This window comes from Acinetobacter sp. H1(2024) (assembly GCF_046557555.1).
In the GTDB taxonomy this organism is placed as follows: Bacteria; Pseudomonadota; Gammaproteobacteria; order Pseudomonadales; family Moraxellaceae; genus Acinetobacter; species Acinetobacter seifertii.
The window spans coordinates 603,625-626,176 of record NZ_JBKGFO010000002.1; the positions used below are offsets into that span (position 1 = coordinate 603,625).

Annotated in this window: 23 protein-coding genes; 16 read left to right on the forward strand and 7 right to left on the reverse strand. The window is 38.9% G+C overall.

What is annotated here, in order from left to right; all coding sequences use genetic code 11:
• Nucleotide 1 precedes the first annotated feature (1 nt).
• The 9 genes from ruvA (at nt 2) to pal (ending at nt 8,384) form a co-directional block, all read left to right on the forward strand.
• Nucleotides 2-601, forward strand: a complete 600-nt coding sequence (gene ruvA, locus ACLCEG_RS08615; RefSeq protein ID WP_016146147.1) for a Holliday junction branch migration protein RuvA — start codon at nt 2-4, stop codon at nt 599-601.
• Between the two features lie 8 nt (nt 602-609).
• Complete coding sequence (gene ruvB, locus ACLCEG_RS08620) at nt 610-1,614, forward strand: Holliday junction branch migration DNA helicase RuvB (RefSeq protein ID WP_002052424.1); 1,005 nt, start codon at nt 610-612, stop codon at nt 1,612-1,614.
• Between the two features lie 205 nt (nt 1,615-1,819).
• Nucleotides 1,820-3,154, forward strand: coding sequence for a M20 family metallopeptidase (locus ACLCEG_RS08625; protein WP_410567118.1), 1,335 nt, complete (start codon nt 1,820-1,822; stop codon nt 3,152-3,154).
• A 212-nt stretch (nt 3,155-3,366) separates the two neighbouring features.
• A complete protein-coding gene (gene ybgC, locus ACLCEG_RS08630; RefSeq protein ID WP_004699892.1) occupies nt 3,367-3,774 on the forward strand; it encodes a tol-pal system-associated acyl-CoA thioesterase in 408 nt (135 codons plus the stop codon).
• Between the two features lie 24 nt (nt 3,775-3,798).
• On the forward strand, nt 3,799-4,497 hold the full coding sequence (tolQ, locus tag ACLCEG_RS08635; RefSeq protein ID WP_004699890.1) for a protein TolQ: 699 nt from the start codon (nt 3,799-3,801) through the stop codon (nt 4,495-4,497).
• On the forward strand, nt 4,497-4,949 hold the full coding sequence (tolR, locus tag ACLCEG_RS08640; protein ID WP_002052868.1) for a protein TolR: 453 nt from the start codon (nt 4,497-4,499) through the stop codon (nt 4,947-4,949). Before tolQ ends, tolR begins: the two co-directional genes overlap by 1 nt.
• Nucleotides 4,950-4,952: 3 nt before the next feature.
• Entirely contained in the window at nt 4,953-6,422 is a 1,470-nt protein-coding gene (tolA, locus tag ACLCEG_RS08645) for a cell envelope integrity protein TolA (RefSeq protein WP_086496850.1), read from the forward strand.
• A 90-nt stretch (nt 6,423-6,512) separates the two neighbouring features.
• Entirely contained in the window at nt 6,513-7,793 is a 1,281-nt protein-coding gene (tolB, locus tag ACLCEG_RS08650; RefSeq protein ID WP_019457280.1) for a Tol-Pal system beta propeller repeat protein TolB, read from the forward strand.
• Between the two features lie 27 nt (nt 7,794-7,820).
• A complete protein-coding gene (pal, locus tag ACLCEG_RS08655) occupies nt 7,821-8,384 on the forward strand; it encodes a peptidoglycan-associated lipoprotein Pal (RefSeq protein ID WP_004699882.1) in 564 nt (187 codons plus the stop codon).
• Nucleotides 8,385-8,441: 57 nt separating this feature from the next.
• Here the strand turns inward: pal and ACLCEG_RS08660 are convergent, their stop codons facing one another.
• Complete coding sequence (locus ACLCEG_RS08660; protein ID WP_002052586.1) at nt 8,442-8,630, reverse strand: NF038105 family protein; 189 nt, start codon at nt 8,628-8,630, stop codon at nt 8,442-8,444.
• Nucleotides 8,631-8,812: 182 nt separating this feature from the next.
• Here ACLCEG_RS08660 and ACLCEG_RS08665 point away from each other — a divergent pair, with 182 nt between their 5' ends.
• The 5 genes from ACLCEG_RS08665 (at nt 8,813) to ACLCEG_RS08685 (ending at nt 12,082) form a co-directional block, all read left to right on the forward strand.
• Nucleotides 8,813-9,784: a class 1 fructose-bisphosphatase gene (locus tag ACLCEG_RS08665; protein WP_191103503.1), complete on the forward strand. Its 972-nt coding sequence runs from the start codon at nt 8,813-8,815 to the stop codon at nt 9,782-9,784.
• A 58-nt stretch (nt 9,785-9,842) separates the two neighbouring features.
• Nucleotides 9,843-10,619 carry a TrmH family RNA methyltransferase gene (locus tag ACLCEG_RS08670; RefSeq protein ID WP_410567121.1) on the forward strand — a complete coding sequence of 259 codons (777 nt, stop codon included), beginning with the start codon at nt 9,843-9,845 and terminating at the stop codon, nt 10,617-10,619.
• Between the two features lie 159 nt (nt 10,620-10,778).
• A complete protein-coding gene (locus ACLCEG_RS08675) occupies nt 10,779-11,393 on the forward strand; it encodes an RNA polymerase sigma factor (RefSeq protein ID WP_019457282.1) in 615 nt (204 codons plus the stop codon).
• Complete coding sequence (locus tag ACLCEG_RS08680) at nt 11,383-11,703, forward strand: hypothetical protein (RefSeq protein ID WP_019457283.1); 321 nt, start codon at nt 11,383-11,385, stop codon at nt 11,701-11,703. Before ACLCEG_RS08675 ends, ACLCEG_RS08680 begins: the two co-directional genes overlap by 11 nt.
• Nucleotides 11,693-12,082 carry a DUF3106 domain-containing protein gene (locus tag ACLCEG_RS08685; RefSeq protein ID WP_004699871.1) on the forward strand — a complete coding sequence of 130 codons (390 nt, stop codon included), beginning with the start codon at nt 11,693-11,695 and terminating at the stop codon, nt 12,080-12,082. The genes ACLCEG_RS08680 and ACLCEG_RS08685 overlap by 11 nt, the downstream gene beginning before the upstream one ends.
• 81 nt (nt 12,083-12,163) lie before the next feature.
• On the opposite strand, the gene ACLCEG_RS08690 is transcribed toward ACLCEG_RS08685, so the two are convergent.
• The 4 genes from ACLCEG_RS08690 to cxpE form a co-directional block, all read right to left on the reverse strand.
• Nucleotides 12,164-14,596 (reverse strand): CSLREA domain-containing protein, encoded by a 2,433-nt coding sequence (locus ACLCEG_RS08690; RefSeq protein WP_410567123.1) that lies wholly within the window; start codon nt 14,594-14,596, stop codon nt 12,164-12,166.
• Between the two features lie 15 nt (nt 14,597-14,611).
• A complete protein-coding gene (gene rbtA / locus ACLCEG_RS08695) occupies nt 14,612-16,465 on the reverse strand; it encodes a rhombotarget A (RefSeq protein ID WP_410567125.1) in 1,854 nt (617 codons plus the stop codon).
• A gap of 307 nt (nt 16,466-16,772) precedes the next feature.
• Nucleotides 16,773-17,471, reverse strand: coding sequence for a DnaA regulatory inactivator Hda (hda, locus tag ACLCEG_RS08700; protein WP_004699865.1), 699 nt, complete (start codon nt 17,469-17,471; stop codon nt 16,773-16,775).
• 20 nt (nt 17,472-17,491) lie between these two features.
• The gene (cxpE, locus tag ACLCEG_RS08705; protein ID WP_410567127.1) at nt 17,492-18,685 is read right to left on the reverse strand and encodes a chloramphenicol efflux transporter CxpE; all 1,194 of its coding nucleotides are present in this window, start codon (nt 18,683-18,685) and stop codon (nt 17,492-17,494) included.
• 135 nt (nt 18,686-18,820) lie between these two features.
• Between cxpE and purM the strand changes: the two genes are divergently transcribed.
• Nucleotides 18,821-19,891 carry a phosphoribosylformylglycinamidine cyclo-ligase gene (gene purM, locus ACLCEG_RS08710; RefSeq protein WP_000071984.1) on the forward strand — a complete coding sequence of 357 codons (1,071 nt, stop codon included), beginning with the start codon at nt 18,821-18,823 and terminating at the stop codon, nt 19,889-19,891.
• The gene (gene purN / locus ACLCEG_RS08715) at nt 19,888-20,517 is read left to right on the forward strand and encodes a phosphoribosylglycinamide formyltransferase (protein ID WP_410567129.1); all 630 of its coding nucleotides are present in this window, start codon (nt 19,888-19,890) and stop codon (nt 20,515-20,517) included. The genes purM and purN overlap by 4 nt, the downstream gene beginning before the upstream one ends.
• 65 nt (nt 20,518-20,582) lie before the next feature.
• Here the strand turns inward: purN and ACLCEG_RS08720 are convergent, their stop codons facing one another.
• Both ACLCEG_RS08720 and sppA read right to left on the reverse strand, forming a co-directional pair.
• Complete coding sequence (locus ACLCEG_RS08720; RefSeq protein ID WP_410567131.1) at nt 20,583-21,392, reverse strand: alpha/beta fold hydrolase; 810 nt, start codon at nt 21,390-21,392, stop codon at nt 20,583-20,585.
• A 19-nt stretch (nt 21,393-21,411) separates the two neighbouring features.
• Nucleotides 21,412-22,428, reverse strand: a complete 1,017-nt coding sequence (gene sppA / locus ACLCEG_RS08725; RefSeq protein WP_410567133.1) for a signal peptide peptidase SppA — start codon at nt 22,426-22,428, stop codon at nt 21,412-21,414.
• Nucleotides 22,429-22,552 lie beyond the last annotated feature (124 nt).

Below are 22,552 nucleotides of genomic sequence, written 5' to 3' on the forward strand. Positions count from 1 at the left end.
AATGATCGGATGTTTAATTGGCGAAGTGTTTGCCCTAGAAGCCCCAACTGTCTTACTTAATGTAAATGGTGTGGGTTATGAAATTGATACGCCACTTTCAACATTTTGCCAATTACAAAAAGGCCAGAAAGTTACGCTATGGACGCATTTAGTTGTGCGTGAAGATGCACAGCAGCTCTACGGTTTTAGCGATGCCCAAGAAAAAACTATTTTCCGCACCTTATTAAAAGTAAATGGTGTTGGTCCAAAAATGGCATTAGGTATTTTATCAACGTTAAGTGTTGAGTTATTGGTTCACACTATTGAACATGATGATATTAATACATTGGTCAAAGTTCCAGGCGTTGGTAAAAAAACAGCTGAGCGCTTAATGATTGAACTACGTGACCGTTTTAAAACCTTGGCTCAAGGCACTTCAACTGCAGCAACTATGCCTCAAATTCAATTTGCTGCAAACTCTCCTGTTGCAGAAGCAGAAGCTGCGCTGCAATCTTTAGGTTATAAGCCACTTGAAGCACAAAAAGCTGTAGCTGCGGTTAAAGCCGATTACACTGAATCAGCCGATATTATTCGTGCTGCTCTTAAATCAATGATGAAGTAAATACACTTATGCAAGACCGTCTAATCAGTGGAACAGAAAAACCTGAAGATCATTTTGATCGGGCTATTCGACCGACTTCACTTGCCGACTATATTGGACAGCCAGTTGTACGCGAGCAAATGGAAATCTTCATTGGCGCGGCTCGTGGTCGTGGTGAAGCACTCGATCACACACTGATTTTCGGTCCACCGGGCTTAGGAAAAACCACGCTTGCCAATATTATTGCGCGTGAAATGGGTGGCAATCTCAAATCCACTTCAGGGCCTGTTTTAGAGCGTGCGGGTGATTTAGCAGCGATGCTCACCAACCTTGAAGAAGGTGATGTTTTATTTATTGATGAAATCCATCGTCTTTCACCAGTAATTGAAGAAATTCTGTATCCAGCTATGGAAGATTACCAATTAGACATCATGATTGGTGAAGGCCCTGCTGCTCGTTCAATTAAACTTGATTTACCGCCTTTTACCCTAGTTGCTGCAACTACACGTGCGGGCTTACTCACCTCACCACTACGTGACCGTTTTGGTATTGTGCAGCGTCTTGAGTTCTACTCTGTAGAAGATTTAACTCACATTGTGTCGCGCTCTGCAAACCTCATGGATGTACCGATTACAGTTGAAGGTGCAGAAGAAGTAGCTCGTCGCTCACGCGGAACGCCTCGTATTGCCAATCGTTTATTACGACGTGTTCGTGACTACGCACAAGTGAAAGGTACAGGTGAAGTGACCCATGAAATGGCACAACGTGCGCTTGATATGCTTAATGTCGATAAAGCTGGCCTAGATACCCTAGACCGTCGTTATTTGAGCATGTTACTCGAGCGTTTTGATGGTGGCCCTGCTGGAGTTGAAGCGCTTGCAGCAGCTATGGCTGAAGATAGCGGTACACTTGAAGATGTGATTGAGCCTTATTTAATTCAACAAGGTTATGTCATGCGTACTGCGCGAGGACGCATCGCAACCAATCAGTCTTACCTACAATTTGGCATGACGCCACCTGAGCCTAAAAACTAAGCACTGGAAGAGAGTTTTCTCTTCCTTTTTTAATTTAAGTATTCTTTTTCAATTCAAATAATAATTGTCTTATCAATACATTAGCTACTCTATACCTTTTAAGTCTATATTTATACCTTATTGATTTTTTAATATTTTTAAAAACTGAATTATAAGAAATCTAGATATAAAATCTTATGGAAAATAATATTTTTAGGATAAGGACATGTACAAAAAAGCCGCTTTAATTTTTCCACTTACCCTCATGAGTCAACTGAGCCTAGCAGATTGGGTCAAAGATGCCGCACAACAAAATGAAAATCAGGTCATTCAGTTAAGACAACATATTCATCAAAATCCTGAACTTGGCAATATGGAATTTAAAACATCTGCACTTGTTCAAAAAGAATTAAAGTCTTATGGCATCCAAGTCAAAACAGGTTATGCAAAAACAGGTGTTGTAGGTATTTTAAAAGGTAATAAACCCGGCCCTATTATTGCGCTTAGAGCCGATATGGATGCACTACCTATGGAAGAAAAAAGTGGTGTTCCATTTGCGAGTAAACAAAAAGCAATTTATCAAGGTAAAGAAACTTATGTGATGCATGCTTGTGGACATGATGCACATACCGCAATGCTATTAGGTGCAGCAAAAATTCTAGCTGCCAATAAAGATAAAATATCTGGTACGGTTGTCTTTGTTTTTCAACCTGCTGAAGAAGGTGGAGCAGATATAGATAATTTCACACAAGGTGATCAAATCGGCTCCAGAAAGATGATCGCAGATGGAGCATTTAAAGACTATAAACCTGAAGCCATTTTTGGCATACATGTCATATCAGGTATGCAAAGTGGCCACCTTTATTATAAAGATGGCGCTATTTTAAATAGTGCAGACCATTTACGTATTCAGGTCAACGGCAAGCAGGTACATGGCTCTACCCCTTGGTTAGGTAGAGATCCAATTTATGCATCTGCACAAATGATTAATAATTTACAAAGCCTTATTAGCCGAAGGACTGACCTCACTCAAGGTATGGGTGTAGTGAGTATTGGGAATATTCAAGGTGGTACAGCAGGAAACGTAATTCCCGAACAGGTCAATATGGTCGGGACTATCCGCTCTAATAACGAACAAATACGAGCAAATATCTTAAAAAGTTTACCGGTCATGATAGAGCATAATGCTCAAGCCAATGATGTGACTGCCAAAGTTGAAATTGCGCCTTATGCGCCAGTGACCATGAATGACAAAACACTGACTCAATTTATTCAGCCAACTTTAGTCAAGGTTGTTGGAGACTCAAAACTTCATGTTTTGGATCATAATGCAAGCGCAAGTGAAGATTTTGCCTATTATGGCAAATTAATGCCATCATTCTTTGTTTTCTTAGGTGCAACACCAGAAAATCAGGACTTAACTCAAGCTGCACCAAATCATAGCCCCTATTTTATTGTAGATAATAAAGCCTTAAAAACTGGAACAGAACTACACGTCAGATTCGTATTAGATTATCCGAATATATCAAAACAAGTTCAAACTTCATGGAAGCCCTCTTAACTTAAAAAGCTTGCTAGCCATAAGATGTAGCGTTTTTAGATTAGAAATAGAGCAATCGCAATTGAAAGGTTGTGCCATAGGACTTAGTATGCAATCTGCTAAACTGCCCCGTATTTAAAAGCAGATGTATGACTTTGATTAGAACTGATGTTTTATTCAGCAGTCATATTTTAAATATAAAGCTCTATAGTGAACTAAAACGGAATACTCTCATGGCGAATCATTTTGAATTCAATATTCGTGTTTATATCGAAGATACGGACGCAGGCGGTATCGTTTACCATGCCAACCACATTCGCTACATGGAACGTACCCGTACAGAATGGCTTCGTGCTTCTGGTGTTGATCATTACTGGCATCAAAAAGACTACAACTTTGTTGTTCACAAAATTGACGTAAAATACATGCGTCCTATCCTAATGGATGACCTAATTACTGTTACAGCACGTGTAGTTTCATGTAAAGCTGCGTCATTTGTGTTGCAACAAAATATTTATCGTGGTGAAATCTTGCTTGCTTCTGGCGAGGTTGAATTGGCATGTTTAAGTAAAGAACTTGTAGCTCGTCGTCTTCCAGAAGAAATACGTGATCTTATTCGTAAAGAATTGGAACAAGACTAAAAAAAGCAACCGGCATATGTAACTATGGCAACAAACATTGAATCAACCCTGCATATTTCTGACCTTATCTTACAAGCAAGTCCAGTCGTCCAATTGGTCATGCTAATTTTATTGTTAGCATCAATCTTTAGTTGGTATTTGATTGCCAAGTTACATATGGGTTATAAAAAGGCACGTCAAGGTGATGAACATTTCCAAAAAATGTTCTGGTCTGGTGCTGAACTCAATACGCTCTATAACAACGCACAACTCAACTCAAAACGTTCAGGTCTTGAGGATATTTTTTATCAAGGGCTGAGTGAATTTTTCAAACTTAAAAAGCGCCATGCTTCTACTTCGCAAACGATCGAAGGTACCGAACGTATTTTACGTGTTGGTCTAAGTCGTGATCAAAGTACTCTTGAATATGGCCTTGGCACTTTGGCAAGTATCGGTTCTGTTGCACCATATATCGGCTTATTCGGTACAGTGTGGGGAATCATGAATGCTTTTATTGGTTTAGCTGCCGTTGACCAAGTAACTTTAGCGACGGTTGCACCGGGTATTGCCGAGGCACTCATTGCAACTGCAATTGGCTTATTTGCTGCCATTCCTGCAGTACTCGCTTTTAACCACTTTACGGCTAAAGGTGAAAGCGTCTACTCTGACCGTGCATTATTTGCCGAAGAAATGATTGCTTTATTGCAACGTCAATCTGTGGGTTCATCACAGGAAGATGCATAATGGCTATTCAACGTTCAGGGCGCTTTGAGCGCATAAAAAAACCATTAAAAAGTGACATGAACGTCGTACCCTATATCGATGTAATGCTCGTACTCTTAGTTATTTTCATGGTGACTGCTCCCATGATTACTAGCGGTATTAAAGTCGACTTACCTCAGGCAAATAATCGTCCAATTGAATCCAAAGATATGCCAGCCATGGTAACGATTGGTAAAGATGGCAATATTTATCTTCAATACCAAGACTATAAAGATAACGAGCCACTTTCTCGTGAAAAGCTCGAATCTGTATTAAGTGAAGCGCAAAAGCAAGCTGAGCAGGAAAACAAACAGCTTACGGTTTTAGTGAATGGTGATAAGTCACGCCCTTACGGCGAGGTCGTATCATTGATGGCAAGTTTACAAGAAGCAGGTTTAACTCAAGTTGGCCTTCTGACAGAGCCTTTAAAATAAGCTATGAACAAAAATCAAAAGCCTCCTTTTAAACAGAATGCGATTGCATTGGGCTTCACACTTGGAGTTCATGCAATTGCTATTGTCGGCTTGCTTTTTTTAGGCTTGAGTAAACCACCTGAACAGCCCAAAAAGCTAACTACTATTTTAGTTAAGCCAGAAGATTTACCACCGCCTTTAGCAAAAGAAGTTGAGCCACAAACTACAGCAGAAAATCAGGCAGAAGAAGTTCTAAGCCCAATTGTGGATGAAAATCTTCCTCAAAATCTTCCAGCAGTACCATCACCTCCTCCTCCTCCGCCCACAGCACAACATCTGGTTGCCCAAAAGCAAAAAGCCGAGCAGGCACAGCAAGCAAAATTAGCTGAGGAAAAACGTAAAGCCGAAGAAGCTGCTAAAGCGAAGCAAGCTGCGGAACAACAACGTTTAGAGGAAGCTCAAAAGCAGCAAGCTGAAGCTAAGCGTCAAGCTGAGGCAAAAGCTGCAAAAGTTGAAGCCGAACAAAAGCGTAAAGCTGATGCTGAGGCAAAAACCAAACATGAACAAAATGAGGCTCGCAAAGCTGAAGAAGCTGCTAAACGAAAAGCTGAGGCCGATGCAAAACTGAAACGTGAAGCAGAAAATGCAAAACTTCAGGCACAGCAAGAAGCAAAACGTAAAGCTGAAGCTGAGGCAAAAGCGAAACATGAAGCTCGTAAAGCAACTGAAGATGCTAAACGCAAAGCGGCTGAAGAGGCGAAAGTTAAACAGCAGAAAGTAGCTGAGGATGCCAAGCGTAAAGCTGAAGCTGATGCAAAAGCCCAAAAGCAGAAAGCGGCTGAGGATGCTAAGCGTAAAGCTGAAGCCGATGCAAAAGCAAAACACCAAAAAGCAGCTGAAGATGCCAAGCGTAAAGCTGAAGCCGATGCAAAAGCTCAAAAGCAAAAAGCGGCTGAGGATGCCAAGCGTAAAGCTGATGCTGACGCAAAAGCTAAACACCAAAAAGCTGCCGAAGATGCTAAGCGTAAAGCTGAAGCCGATGCAAAGGCTCAAAAGCAGAAAGCGGCTGAGGATGCCAAGCATAAGGCTGATGCTGACGCAAAAGCGAAACAGCAAAAAGCGGCTGAAGATGCAAGACGTAAAGCTGAAGCTGAGGCCGAAGCAAAAGCTGCATCTGTTAAAAAAGCACAGGAAGAAGCCGCTCAGAAAAAGGGTGAAGCCAAAAAAATTGCATCTTCAGCGAAGCGTGATTTTGAGCAGAAAATTAGAAATGCTTGGGATATTCCAGCAGGAACATCAGGTCAAAAAGCTACTGCGCGTGTAACGTTAAGTGATAGTGGAGCTGTATTATCAGTTATTGTTAGCTCTAGCAACCCAGATGTTAAAGCTAGTGTTGAAGCAGCGATTCGTTCTGCTGCGCCGTATCCTATGCCATCTGATCCTGATGCTCGACGCGAAGCAAGATCATTCAGTTCAACATTTACTGCAAAATAAGTATCTTGTTACATGCTTTAAATAGTTTAAGGCATGTAACTATGTTACAAAATCCACAGTCACAAAAATGCCTTCAATGACTTTAAACCTATGAAAACGAGCCGCAAACACCTTTTAGCCTTAACGCTGCTTACAGCATTAAGTCCTCTTGCACCAACAGCTGCATTTGCTCAACTACATTTAGAAATTGCAAAAGCACCTGATCAGGCGCCTAAAATCGCTATTGTTCCGTTTAACAATGACAATGGACTTTATCCAATTGTTGAAACGGACTTAAACCGTTCAGGACGTTTCACAAGTTCATCGAAAAACTTACCTGCAAATGCTGCTATTAACCAGATTCAAGCATCTGATTGGCAAGCTGCAGGTATTCCATACGTTGTTACAGGGCAAATTAAGCAAACAGCTGATGGGTTTGAAGTCCATTACCAACTTTATGATGTGCAAAAACAGCAATATCTTCTAAATGAGTTGTTAAATGTACCTGCTTCGCGCATCCGCCAAGCTGGACATATGGTTAGTGATGCTATTTATCAAGCTTTGACTGGTATTGCAGGCGACTTTAGTGGTCGTATCGCTTATGTATTACGTAATCCAGCTACTCCTGCTGAACGTTACACTTTACAAATTGCGGATACAGATGGTGAACAACCAAAAACTGTTCTCTCTTCACGCGATCCAATTCTGTCTCCAGCATGGACTCCTGATGCCAAAAAAATTGCTTATGTTTCCTTTGAAACTAAACGTCCAGCAATTTACCTACAAGATCTTTCTACTGGAACACGTGAAGTACTTACCAGCTTTAAAGGTTTGAATGGTGCGCCGAGCTTTTCACCAGATGGTAAATCAATGCTATTTACAGGGTCAATGAATGGTAACCCTGAAATTTATCAAATGGATTTATCAACTCGCCAAATCAAACGTATGACAAATGACACGGCAATTGATACAGAAGCTCGTTACACCCCAGATGGAAAAGCTTTTATTTTTACATCTGACCGTGGAGGCTCTCCTCAAATTTATCGCTATGATTTTGGAGATGGCTCAGTAAAACGTTTAACATTTAAAGGGTCATTTAATGCACGTGGCACTCTAAGTGCAGATGGTAAAAAAATTGCACTGGTGCATCGACCAAGTGGTAGTAACTATAAGGTTGCTATCCAAGATATTAATACAGGGATTGTTAATATTCTTACCCCTACGAGTTTAGATGAATCACCAAGTTTCTCACCAAATGGACAAATGGTGGTTTACGCAACTCGTGAAGGGAACCGTGGTTTACTGTCTGTCATGTCCACTGACGGTCGTTTCCGTATGAATTTACCAAGTGAACAAGGTGAGGTACGTGAACCAGCCTGGGCACCTAAATAACTTTTTCTTCCATTGATGGAGATGATGATGAAATCAATCAAATATTTGGCTTTTCCTCTACTTAGTGTAGCGCTTGTCATGACAGGTTGTGCGAGCCGTAAACCAGCAACGACTGCAAATGCTGGTACTACAAACCCAAGCACAGTAAACACGACAGGTTTAAGTGAAGATGCTGCATTAAATGCCCAAAATTTGGCAGGTGCTTCATCAAAAGGTGTAACTGAAGCAAATAAAGCTGCTTTAGCTAAACGTGTTGTTCACTTCGATTACGACAGTAGTGATTTATCTGCTGAAGATTATCAAACACTTCAAGCCCATGCTCAGTTCCTTATGGCAAATGCAAACTCAAAAGTTGCATTGACAGGTCATACAGATGAACGTGGTACACGTGAATACAACATGGCTTTAGGTGAGCGTCGTGCAAAAGCTGTTCAAAGTTACCTCATTACAAATGGTGTAAATCCACAGCAACTTGAAGCTGTAAGTTATGGTAAAGAAGCTCCTGTTAACCCAGGCCATGACGAATCAGCTTGGAAAGAAAATCGCCGTGTTGAAATTAACTATGAGGCAGTTCCTCCTCTATTAAAATAAAATATCTCTTTAAAAAATAAACGCCCATAGATGGGCGTTTATTTTTGCTTTCTTAATTTAAGAAGATTTATTTTCCTCTTCTTCTGAATGTTGCATCGACTCAATCAAATCATGCTTATTAAAAGCTTTATATTCAGGTTTAGCTTCATAGTCTTTCCAAGCTTCCTGAACACTTTCTTTCGAAATTTCTTCTAAATTGATTGGTTCACCTGCCGTTGGGGTCGCATCAAACTTCTTAGTTGTCATTTCGATTCTCCTAAATATACATTCCTTTGCTATGCAAACAACATACCATGTAAAATGGGGCTTGTAAGCATAAATGCAACACAAATAAAGTAAGATAATTTTTATTTTCCGGCATTCTCATCTAGAATATGCCACGTATTTATTTGACTCATTTTGATGCTTGCGCACAGGAGCGTTTTTTTATGTCCAACCTCACATTGTCCCAATTTTTACAACAACAAAAAGGGAACCTAACACCTGAGTTGGCCCAAGTCATCGACACGATTGCTACGACTTGTAAAACCATTGACCAAGCCCTACAAAAAGGTGCATTGGCTGGAATTTTAGGTAGTGCTGGTAATGAAAATGTTCAAGGTGAAACACAGAAAAAACTTGATGTGATTTCTAATGACTATTTAATTGATGCTTTAAAAGTTCACCCTCATGTTGGTGGTCTTGCATCTGAAGAGCTTGATGAATTTACACCTGCGCAAGAAAACGGCAAATACTTAGTTTTATTCGACCCATTAGATGGCTCAAGTAATATTGATATCAACATGTGCGTAGGAACAATCTTTTCGATTCTTCCTGCAAAAAATGCAGTGACACAGTCACAAGATTTCATGCAAGCAGGAACTCAACAGGTTGCTGCTGGTTATGTGTTATATGGCCCATCAACAATGATGGCTTTAACCGTTGGAAACGGTGTAGCTTTCTTTACTTTAGACCCAGAAACTCAAACATTCTTACTTACTACAGAGAATGTTCAAGTATCAGCAGACACTCAAGAGTTTGCAATTAACGCATCTAATCAGCGTCATTGGGAACAACCAGTAAAGCAATATATTGAAGAGTTACTTGCAGGTAAAACATCTGTACGTGAAAAAGATTTTAATATGCGTTGGGTAGCGTGTATGGTAGGCGATATTCATCGTATTTTATGTCGTGGCGGTATTTTCCTTTATCCATATGACTTAAAAGATCCTAAGAAAGCTGGTCGTTTACGTTTAATGTATGAAGCTAACCCAATGAGTATGCTTATTGAACAAGCAGGCGGTTCATCAACTACTGGCCGTGTTCGTATTTTAGATATTGAACCTACAGAGCTTCACCAACGTGTTCCGGTAATTATTGGTTCTAAAAATGAAGTTGAACGCGTAACAAGCTATCATTAATAATTTAAATTATAGAGGGCGTCATATAGTATGATGACGCCCTTTTGGATATATCCTTATGGCGGTTATTTTTTTAGAATCAAAAGACAATGCAAAAATTAAACATTTGCGTGGTTTAATTGAACTCAATAGCGCCCGAAAAAAGCATCAGCAAACAGTTCTTGAAGGTACTCACCTTTGCCTAGCTTGGTTACAGCAACAGAAAAAGCTCTTTTCGTTGTTTACGACTGAACAGGCGTTGGAACATGAAGATTTAAAGAAAATTATCGAACTTCATCAGGGTCATGTTTTTATTATTAGTGAAGTTCTATACAAAGACTTAAGTACCTTAGGTAATACGCTTCCTTGTTTGGCTATTATTGATTTACCTAAAACAGCATCAACGATTGATTATAGTTTAGACACTCTAATTCTCGAAAATGTACAAGACCCAGGCAACGTAGGTACATTATTACGTTCAGCAGCAGCAGCAAATATTAAACAAATCATTTGTACCCAAGGCTCGGCCTCCCTTTGGTCTCCTCGCGTTTTAAGAGCAGGTATGGGAGCTCATTTTAGCTTACATTGTTTTGAAAACTTTCAATTGACCGATATTCTTCCTAAATTCGATATTCCTGTTTTCGTTACAAGTTCTCATCGCTCAACCAGTCTTTATTCAAAAGATCTTTCAAAGCCATGCGTTTGGATTTTAGGCAACGAAGGACAAGGCGTAAGTGATTATGCTTTAGAGCATGCGCAGTCGGTGACAATACCGCAGCCCGGTGGTCAAGAGTCATTAAATGTAGCAATTGCAGGATCTATTTGTTTTTTTGAAATGGTTCGCCAACGCCAATAAAACGTTAATTTATTTTACATCGCTCATATTTGTGAAAAAAATCATTTACACTACTAAAAAATAGCCGATTGTTGTCAACCTCCCACCTCTTTTCAACGTTATATAAGAGATATATTGAAGATAAGGTGGGTACGTCCAATGACAGGATTTTCCATCTCCATGGATTTAGCACCGAAAAAGTCTCGATCGGAAGCATCTAGTGTTCATGCCAGCACGGCTGAGCAACGCCTAAAGGTTTTTATGCAAGATGTTACGGGTCGTGCTTTGGTGATGATGGAGAGTGCTACCCAAGGTCAACAAGGCATTGCGATGGACTTGGTTCAAGAAGCATTTATTGCTTTACACAAATCTTACGCCGATCGAAGTACTGAAGAATGGTATCCGCTGTTTTATACTATTCTAAATAACAAGCTTCAGGATTGGCGTCGTAAAGAAGCACGTCGGGCAAATCCATTTTCATTCTTCAAAAAAGTTAGTCTAGACAATGATGATGAAGAAATCATTGATGTTGTCGATGAAAAAGCAATCAATCCAGCAGATTTTCTAGATCAAGCAGTAACGATAGAAGAGATACGAGAAGCGATTGCAAAACTACCTGTTCGTCAACAGCAGGCTTTCATGTTACGTGCTTGGGAAGGGTTTGACACTCATACTACAGCACAAATCATGAACTGTACTGAAGGTAGTGTCAAAACCCATTATCATCGAGCAATTCAGGGACTTAGAGAGTACTTAGCACATTTAAATCCCATGGGAGGTTCTAATGAATCATGATGATTTCACTAAAAAGGTGACGTCTAAACTCGATAGTTTGGCTGATCACCATAAAAATAAAACAGTGGTAATGAATCATGTGCTTGACCATATCCAACAGAAGCCAGCATCTTACTATAGTGTCTGGAAAATGACGGGTTTCGCACTTGCCGCAGCAATTACTGGTTTTGTGATTTTACCAAATTCAGCGGAGTTGATCGAAAAGCCACAAAATCAAGTTATTGTGAATCCTAAATTATCGCCACAGATGGTTGAAGATTTAGAAATGCTGATGGTGTTGGGTGAGGATAAAGTTCAACATGGTAGCTAAAAAGTTAGCACTTATCCTTTGTTCATTAAGTTTCCTGCAAACAAGTTTTGCGGGTTTTGAACGTTTCTGGATTTTTTCTAAAGATGCCAATACACAAGTAGATGATACTTGGAATGCTATGTCTGAAGAAGAACAACGAGCTGTAATTAAACGCTATCAAAGCTTAAAAGAATTACCAGCGAACCAAAGCGCTAATCTGCAACAACGCATGGATTGGTTCAACCAACTCCCAGATGCAGAAAAGCAGAAAATGCGTGAAGCCTGGCAAAAAATGAGTACACAAGAGCGTAATGATTTACGTCAGCGTATGCTTAAAGCAAGTGCAGACGAAAGAACAGCTATACGCGAAGAATATATCAATAAATATTTAGAACACTAACCTAAATTTCTAATAAAAATGCTTGTTTTGAAATCCGACTAGCAATAAAAAAGCCTCCTATGGAGGCTTTTTTATTTTTTCTTATTTACGATAACGTCTATAAGCAATCAAACCTAACAGTGATGCAATAGAGAGAATACCTATACCTCCCCCACCACTTCTTGAATCATCAGTTGTAGTTGCTGTGCTTACTAAATTAATCGTTCCTGCGCTAGCTGAAATAGTTCCATCTGCATCATATACATAGTAGGTCAATGTATCATTGAAAGTATTAAACACGTTGCTCGCTTGAATATAGATGTTACCACCATAGCAAGTATTACCACTATCACTTTTAGGACACGGACCTTCCCGATCTGCTTTCACTACCTTGAAAATACCGTCTTTTGAGGTTTTGCTTGGTATATAAATTGGTAACTCCACACCCTGATCATTTACCCAAAATTTAGGTTTGTTTGGTTTGGTCTTAAGTGTGTTTACAGGACCATCCCCATCATCATTAGCATACTGTAATACATTTAAAGGAATAACTTCATTTGCTAAATACTTAAACGTTACCGTACCATTACCGGCAACTGGTGGAATATTATCAAAACGAGCTTCCAATAGCCCAGATGATTGTGTAGTCCCATCTTTACTGCTAATCGTATACTTACAATAGTTGTAATCACCAGCTTGGGTAATAACATCATCCAATCTGTAAAAAATAATTTGCTGCAAAGCAGGATTCCATTCACATTTAAGTACTGCTTCTTCTTTATCTTTAATATTAAATACTTTATCGTCAATCAATCCTGTTCCAACAGTTTCAAGATTAATATTATAATCCGTTGTATTAAAGAATTTTAAAATATGATTACTATCTTCATTTGGCAAAGGTAAGCCATTTGCTTTCAAATCAATATAGATTGCTCGATATTTTGCATTTGCTTTGGTTTGATCAAGAAGATTTTTATAATTTGCTGAATCAATTTTTAATACATTCAACAAATACGCATAATCTGGATTCAATATATTCTTCTGAACCGTATCATATTGAGATTGATATTTAGCCAGCAAATCCGTAAGAGAGGTATTACCTAAACCTTTTATATCACCAGCAGTAAGTTTCATTAACTCGACTGAGCCAATATCACAACTATTACGACTATTTGGTTGATAATATAATTTACTGTCCGCAAGTCGTGATAAACCTCGTTGGTCTATAGACGTACAGGTATCTTTACCTTCAGGATCTACATCTACTAGATTTTTGCCACCAATATTATTTTTTGGATAGTAAATGGGTAGAAAACCAGTTTCTGGAGCAGAGGCATGTAAAGGTTCAAGTAATGCATTAAAAGGCTGACCAGCTATATCAACAGTTCGATGTGTAGACGTCAGTGCTTCTGTTGGTAGGTCACATTTTGCTGAATCATTTGTCAGATTCAAAGCATTAAATGATAGTGCGAAACCAGCATTTTTTAAATCAGCCGCAGGTCCTATAAAGTAATGACAAGCATAGGTTCCCAAATTATAACCAATTACATTAAACCTTAACTCTTTACTTCCCATAGTGTCATATAAGAAGGTGCTATAAGCGTTATTTTCAACAATAGTATTATTTTTTAAAGATAAAGTACTGTTAGCGCTAAGTATGGTTGAAGGATTAGGAGTACCGTTTGGAGTAGCATCACCGGTAAATTTCAAAATACTGCCATTTACTGTATTTGCAATATTTTGAGCAATGGTATTAATTGTAAAAGTTGCTTTTGGCTCCCCGCAAAACTCAAAAGTATTATTAGAGCTATTCGAACCATTATTGATAATACTAGATGAGGTAAATGTTACTTCTCGTTTTGCATAGGCTGTACCATTCCAACAGCTCATCGAAAGCACACTTCCAGATGTTGCTGTATTACCTTGAATTAAAGAATGTGTTGTAGACAAATTAACATTATCACCACCCAGAAAAATTGCTCCTCCTTTTGGAGCTTGAGAGTTTAATATCTGAGTATTGAGCAATGTGACATTGCCACCAGCATAAATCGCACCGCCAAAATCTGGTGCTACACCATTTTCCAAAATAACGTTTTGAATAAATAGAGGCTGTTTATTTACGGCTGTGTTGAAAATACGCGATTTTCCAGCAGCATTTATTATTGTTTGTAACGGTTGTAGTGCTGGATAGTCATTGGTTAACACACTTTTTTCTGACCAATTTTTATCTTGATCTTTTTCACCGAACCCATAAATTGCTATATCTGCATTGGGAACCAGCTCTTTATTTAATGTATAAGTCCCTGCTTTTAGTTGAATCACCTGACTTTTAGAAGTGTTATAGACTGTACATCCATAATCAGATCTTCGTGTTTCAGCAACTTTTATTGCTTCTCTTAACGAGCAAGCATTAGGATTCTCACCATCCTCATCTGCAAAAGTTGTAACTTCGATTCTTTGATTTGCTGTATCAGCAAAAAGAGGCATAGCCGCTAGCACGGCTAGTGCTAATACTGCTTTTTTATAATTTTTCATAGTCCTCATCCCTGATTATGACTTGAAACGGCGTAGCGCGATTAAACCAAATAACCCTAAAATTAAACCGCCACCTACACTTCCCCCACCACCAGTACTTACAGATTTATCTTCGATACCAGATAAAGGTTCTTGGACTACAGTTGCCGGAATCGAGACATATTGGAAATCTGTTCCATCATTAAATCTTGATACACTCGTAACAACTTGAATACTAAAAATGTCTGCACCATGCCAGTTTCCATTTGGTGTGTAAACGACATTTCCGTTCTGATCTATTGTTATGCTGCCTTTAGAAACTGGAGTATCAGTACTCTGTTTTATTTTTAAACAACCTGGTTGCCATTCTTTACCATCAGGTCGATCACCAAATAAACGTTTACAAGTAGCAGGTGTGACCAAATCAGCTTCACTTAAAGAATCTAAAATATTAAATTTTGCAACTTGTCCATATTTAATATCCTGCCCAACAGTCGCAATTTCATTATTTAAAATATATTCAATTGCTCCTAAGTCGCACAGCTCATCATAGCCACTACGGTTTTTTCCACGTTGGTCAAGTCTTTCACAACTAGCCAATCCAATCGATGAACCGTCACTATATAACCGTCCTTTATTGATAATTAACGAATCAGCTAGGCTATTATAACTCTCGAGTAGACGAGGCTTAAAAAACCCAAGAAAGCTATCTTTCGGCGTGCTAAATGGGCATAACAGACCATCTTTAGCTGTTACATCACAGACACCTTCATCGATATCTCCAGCAATTAACTTTTCACTAGCAGGAAAAAGGATATTAGGTAACTTTGCAGTAGCATTACGATTACAATCAGAAATAACTAAATTACTTTGAATAACGGTTTTGTCATCTGTATTTGCAGTACAGTTCGCAGTGTTCCCCACTAATATACTGTTCGAAACAGAAGCATTTCCCTGTGGAGCATCGAGAAATAACCCAGCTGCATTTTTAATCATTGTAATGTTATTAACAAACATTCCATCTTTAATGTTTGCAATAAAGCCAACCTTATTGTGGAAGAATGTACTGTTACTAAAGCCTATAGCACGTACATTTAAGTATCCTCCTGTACTTTCATCATCAAATTTTGTTGCACCATAAAATAATGCGCCATCTGAAGAAGAAACTTCATTATCACGTATTACAGATTGAGTGACGAGATATAAAGGCTGTTCACTATAAATAACACCACCTTGAGTCGCTTTATTATTTTGAATCAAGCTATTTATAATATTTACAAAACCAGCAGTTTGGCCTGTTTTAGATAACAATCCTTGATTGTAAATTGCTCCACCCTGATTTGCATATCCACCAATCAATCGTGAATTTTGGATAGTCAATTTTTCATGGTTTAAAATTAAACCACCTGTTAATACATTAGAGTTTGAACCTGCGCCTTGTAAGTTAAGATCACTCAAGGTCACAGCAAAGGATGCTTTTTCTACACTACCATCATCAATTTTAAATAGCTGATCTGTACCCACCATCTTTATTGTTGCGTTATGGGAACCAGGCTGATCAGTATCAACTATCGTAGAATCATTTTTTGCGGTACTGATCGTAAGAGGGGCTGTAATCGTTATTTTTGAATTTAACGTATATTCGTTATCACGCTGCAAAATAATATTTGATGAGGAATCTTTATTCCCACAGCCATGATAGCCATTTGCATACTTTTCAACATCAGCAGCGTTTGATGAACCACGATAATTCAGAAATTGTACCGCTTCTCGTAAGGTACATACCGTATCATCTTTATCTTCATCAACTAAACTTGTGACTTGAATATCAGCAGAATAAGCGTGCCCAGCAGCAGCCAATAATGCAAAAGCAATGCTCCGTTTGAGCATACCCTTCTCCTTACCTATTTTTTTCATTTTTCTTTGTCAATATTGCAAAGTTTTAACTTTTGCAAACGCATCCTTTGTGCGTACTTTGTCACAGGAGTCAGAATTTCTCAAGATGTTTTGATCGGTCTATAGCGTCATTTTAGATAAGCAGCTTCATAAATATTTGCTTAATTAAACATCTATTAATATATGTAGATTTTACTTATCTAAAAATTTAGTAGTGCACTTTAGAATTTAAATTATAACTAGTTAATAGATGAATATTTTTTATAGTAAAGCACAGGCTTAAGCTAAAAATTAAATTTTTTTATTGTTGATACTCATCAATTAAAGCATAGATTTGTCTTAAAGTTGCATTTGACAGCTTCGTCTTCTCACCTTTAAGAAGTTTCTCTAATTGAGCTACCGTTTGCAATAATACAGAAGCCTGATGAGGTCCATGCAAAAGCAAATAATCTACAATCTGCTGATCGAAATGAATCCCGCGTCTAGACATCACAGAGGTTACTAAAGCATAGCGATCAGCATATAAGCTTCCGCTTGGCACTTTTACACTCACTGCTTGCGTAAGTCTTGATTGTAAATCTGGTAACTCTAATTTCAATTCAATCGGCGCAACACGCGAAGAAAACACGAGTTGCCCTTCATGATTATTCATTAAGTGAAAAACCGCTTTTTGCCAGTGAGGCACACCACTAATTGACTCAATATCATCTAAAGCAACTAGGTCATAGTGCTCTAAACAAGTAATTGCCTCAATTGGAGCGTCAAGCAGTTCAAGCAGAGAAACTTTTATTGCAGACTTGCCTACTTCTAAATAAGAATCACAAATTGCTGATAGCAAATGACTCTTTCCCGTTCCTGCTCCACCATAGATATAAAATCTATTCACTAGACCTGCATGTAGTTGACGCACTGCATCAACTACATGCCCCCAACCCGGTCCCGAAAAATCACTGATTCGAGCATCAAGTTGAGGTTCTATATCCAGTTGGAGTTGACGCATATAATGAATTGGCCTTGAAATTATTTCTGATCTGAAAGATTCGGTGTATCTGTATCTTGCTGTTTTTTAACTTCAAGATCAAGTTTAGTATCTTCAGTTTCTATATGAATTTGCTCAATATTGCCTTCTTGGATCACTAATGTAGAAGATGGTGCATATAATGAACTCCTTTCATAGTTTTCTCTTAAATGTTTCAAGAGCACTACAATCACAGCAGCTACAGGTAATGCGATCAACATGCCTAAGAAGCCAGCAAGTTGTGCACCTGCCAAAACGGCAAATACGACAGCAACAGGCGAAAGACCAATTTTATCACCGAGTAAGAATGGTTGCAGAATGTAGCCTTCTACTGCCTGACCAATCATAAAAACCACACCAACCAGTAATAAATGCATCCAGTCCATTCCAAACTGGAATAAGCTTGCAATAACAGCGGCAATAATACCGACCGCAAAACCTAAATATGGAATAATACTGGCAAGGCCTGCCACCATACCAATAATAAGCCCGACCTCTAATCCAATGACTTGAAGACCTACCGCATAGACGATACCGAGTAAGAGCATTACGAGGAATTGTCCCTTAACAAATGCTCCTAAAACACTATGACACTCACGAACAATTTGCAAAGTCGTTGCTTCATACGGACGCGGAATGAGACGACGTAAGTTTTGAAGCATACGGTCCCAATCAAGCAAGAAATAGAAAGCAATAATTGGAATTAAAACAATTGTTCCACCAATCTGAATAAAATTCAGACCTGATTGTGCAAGCTTTAATAAAACAGCCTGAATACTGTCAGCACTATAATTGGTCTGGACATAATCCATGACTGCTTTCGACATTTGATCGGTGTCAATTTCCATTTGCTGGACATGGAATGTTGAAGAAATCCCTGGTAATAGCTCTGCATTAATCCAATGAATCCCAGCAGGAATACTATCTCGTGCATAAACAAGCTGTTTCCAGATGAGTGGAACTAAATACCACAAAGCTACGGTTAAAGTTACACCAATACCGATAAAAACAATGCTAATTGCCAACCAACGAGGGAGCTTAATTTTTACTAGAACATCGACCAGTGGACTAAATAAATAAGCCAGGAAAAAAGCACCAAGAAATGGAATGACCACAGGCTTGAGCAAGTATAATACCCATACCAGCAATACAATACCTGCGAGTAAGAAAATACGGCGCAGCATACGATCTTGCATAAAATCTAGCCTTTTTTGATTTAATCGTTATAAATAGAAAAATATTTTTATTAAAGATAGCATTTTCGAGCATAAATAACATAAGAGTTTCGTATATTCAGGTTATAATCTGCCGCCAATGCGGAGACTTCATTTATGAGCAACTCAACTTCTACCCCAAATACCGGCTTAAGCTATAAAGATGCGGGTGTTGACATTGAAGCGGGCGACGCACTGGTCGATCGTATCAAGTCAGTCGCTAAACGTACAACTCGTCCAGAAGTAATGGGCGGACTTGGTGGCTTTGGTGCACTATGCAAAATCCCTAAAGGTTACGAAGAACCTGTTTTGGTTTCTGGAACTGATGGCGTAGGTACTAAATTACGTTTAGCTCTTAACCTTAATCGTCATGACACAATCGGCCAAGACCTTGTCGCGATGTGTGTTAACGATCTTTTGGTTTGTGGTGCAGAACCATTATTCTTCCTCGATTACTATGCTACTGGTCACTTAAATGTAGACGTAGCTGCCAATGTAGTTACTGGTATCGGTAAAGGTTGTGAACTTGCAGGTTGTGCACTTGTAGGTGGTGAAACAGCTGAAATGCCTGGCATGTATGAAGGCGAAGATTACGATCTTGCTGGTTTTGCCGTAGGTGTTGTTGAGCAAAGTAAAATTATTGATGGCTCTAAAGTAAAATCTGGTGATGTACTTATTGGTGTTGCATCAAGCGGTGCTCACTCAAATGGTTATTCATTACTACGTAAAATCTTAGATGTTAAGAATGTAGACTTAACTCAAGTGATTGATGGCCGCCCTCTTGCAGATGTTGCAATGGAACCAACTCGTATTTACGTGAAACCAGTTCTTGAGCTTTGCAAACAAGTTGATGTACATGCTATGGCACACATCACTGGTGGCGGTTTACCTGGTAACTTACCACGTGTATTACCAAATGGTGCTCAAGCTGTAATTAATGAAGCTTCTTGGGAATGGCCAGAATTATTCAAACTTCTACAACGTGAAGGCAATGTAGAACGTTTTGAAATGTACCGTACCTTTAACTGTGGTGTAGGTATGGTTATTGCAGTTGATGCAAATGATGCAGAAAAAGCAATTGAAGTGCTTAATGCTCAAGGTGAAAAAGCTTGGAAAATCGGACATATCCAAGAAAATGCTGAATCAGTGGAAGGTGCAGACGAAAAAATTCGTGTGATCTTTGAATGATGAAAATTGCTGTTCTAGTCTCTGGGAACGGCAGTAACTTACAGGCCTTGATAGATGCACATCTATCAGGGCAAATTGTAGGTGTATTGTCCAATAAAGCCGATGCTTATGCCCTAGAGCGTGCTCAAAATGCCAATATCGCAACAGCGGTAATCTCGCATAAAGACTTTCCTAGTCGTGCCGATTTTGATGAAGCGATGCATCAGCAACTTATGGCGTGGCAAGCTGACATCGTTATCTTAGCTGGCTTCATGCGTATTTTAACTGCAAACTTTGTCGATCAATGGCAAGGTAAAATGCTTAATATCCATCCTTCGTTATTACCTGCTTATAAAGGTGTTAATACACATCAGCGTGTATTAAATACGGGCGATCGATTGCATGGTTGTACAGTTCACTTTGTAACTTCTGAACTTGATGCTGGTCAAGCAATTGCTCAATCTGCAATTGAAGTCAAAGAACATGACAATGTTGCCTCTTTGGCAGAACGTGTACATAAACTTGAGCATTTCATTTATCCTCAAGTTGCAGAGTGGTTATGTAATGGCCAACTGACATGGAAAGATGGACAAGCCTATTTCCGTAATCAAATTCTTGAACACCCTATACGTTTTGCATCTTGGTAAAAGCTTTGCTCAACGTGAATTAAAAAAGGACATGCATGCATGTCCTTTTTTTAATGAAAGTCTTATTAGTGTGAATTGCTATGAATAAGCTTCTTAATATAATTCACTGTGTCAATCGGATGCTCTAGTGGGAACATATGCCCTCCTTCAACGACACTAAATGGAATTCCCATTTTACGCTTTGCCATTTGAGGGAAACCTCTTTTTAAGAAGGCACTTTCTTTTCCTACAACTAAATGTACAGGCATTTTTGGTTTTGGCATAGGTAGCCACCACCAAGAAGGATTTTTACGGAAAATCGCAACTTCATCTTCACGAGAAATAGTAAGAGTTACGCCGCCACGTACCGAATCTTCTTTCAAAGCATAATCAATATAAGCTTGAAAGCAGTCTTCATCAAAGTCTTTATAAAAACCTTTTGGACGTAACAAAGAAGCCGCTTGCTCACGTGACTCCCAATGCTCACGACGACGTGCAGATAAACCTGCAGGTGTCATGTCATCAACTATCTTAGGTTTAAACAGTTTTGCCATATGAAAAGCAAAAGAGTATCGACCCAAAATAAGAGGTGGATCTAACATAATCACTTGTGAGAAAAGCTCAGGGCGTTTAAAGGATGCCATTAAGGTCAAAACTGAACCCAGCGAATGACCAAGTCCAATCACCTTTCGCCCTTTAGCTTGACGAACAATACTATCAATCACCTGATCAACTAAAAAAGGCCAATGATCGGTAATTGGATAACGTTTGTCAGGACCAATGAGTGGAACATAAATAATGTCATACTCATCTTTTAATTGATCAAACAATTTTTGATACACCATAGATGGCACACCGTTGGCATGCGCAAAGTGTATAACCGGTTTTACTGACATACCGTTATCCTGATTTAAATTATTGTAGCTTGGCGTCTTGACTCGTCTCTAAACGTTGAGCAACTGACTCACTCAAACCTTTACCCATTTCTGCTCCCATTCGACCTAAAATAGATTGCAGTGGGTTACGTTCAATCGTGTAGTCAACTTTATTATCAAGCTTCAGTTCACGCATCAAGCTCGTAATGTTACCTGAGCGGTCAGCAACACCTAACTGGATTGCTTGTTCACCAGTCCAGAAAAGACCAGAGAAAATAGCAGGGTCATTCGATTTTAAGCGTTTCCCACGTCCTTCTTTCACTGCATTAATAAAATGAGTATGGACATTATCGAGTACAGATTGAATGTGCTCTCTTTGTACAGGATTAATCGGTTTTGTCATACTTAAAATGTCTTTATTGGTACCGGCTGTCAAAGTACGGTCTTCAATTCCGAGTTTTTGAGCTAAACCAGTAATGCCATAGTTCGGCATAATGACACCAATTGAACCGACCAAACTTGATGGATTCACAATAATTTCATCAGCAGCAGAAGCAATATAGTAAGCACCAGAAGCACCCATATCACCAATTACTGCATAGACTTTCTTGTCAGGATGTTCTTTTTTCAAATAGCGAATTTCTTGCCAAATTTCATCCGACTGAACAGGAGAACCGCCAGGAGAATTAATATTAAGTGCAATTGCTTTACTATTTGAAGCTTCAAAAGCACGTTTAAGCGCTTTATTGGTATCTTCACTATTTACTGCTTGGTTACTTGAAGCATCAATGGTTCCAACAATATCAACTACAGCCAGATGAGCACTGCTACTACTTGCTGCTGAGCCTTCTTTACTGGTTGAACAACCTTTGCCCATTAACACAACAATAAATAATAGATAAATAAAAGTAAGTGTTTTAAAGAATATACCCCAACGACGACTACGACGTTGTTCTTCTACAGAAGCCATTACAGCTTTCTCAAGGATTTGCCATTCTGGTCCGTTCTGTTTAGGGGTTATAGGTTCATTTTGTGGTTTTGGTGGCCAATCGGACATAAAATTCCAATCCAAATCAATCGAAATGATGTCATTATATACGTTGATTTGATAAAAACTGTCTAAATAATATGATTTCATTTATAATATTTTTGTCTTTTTTATTTGTTGTTCCCTCCATACC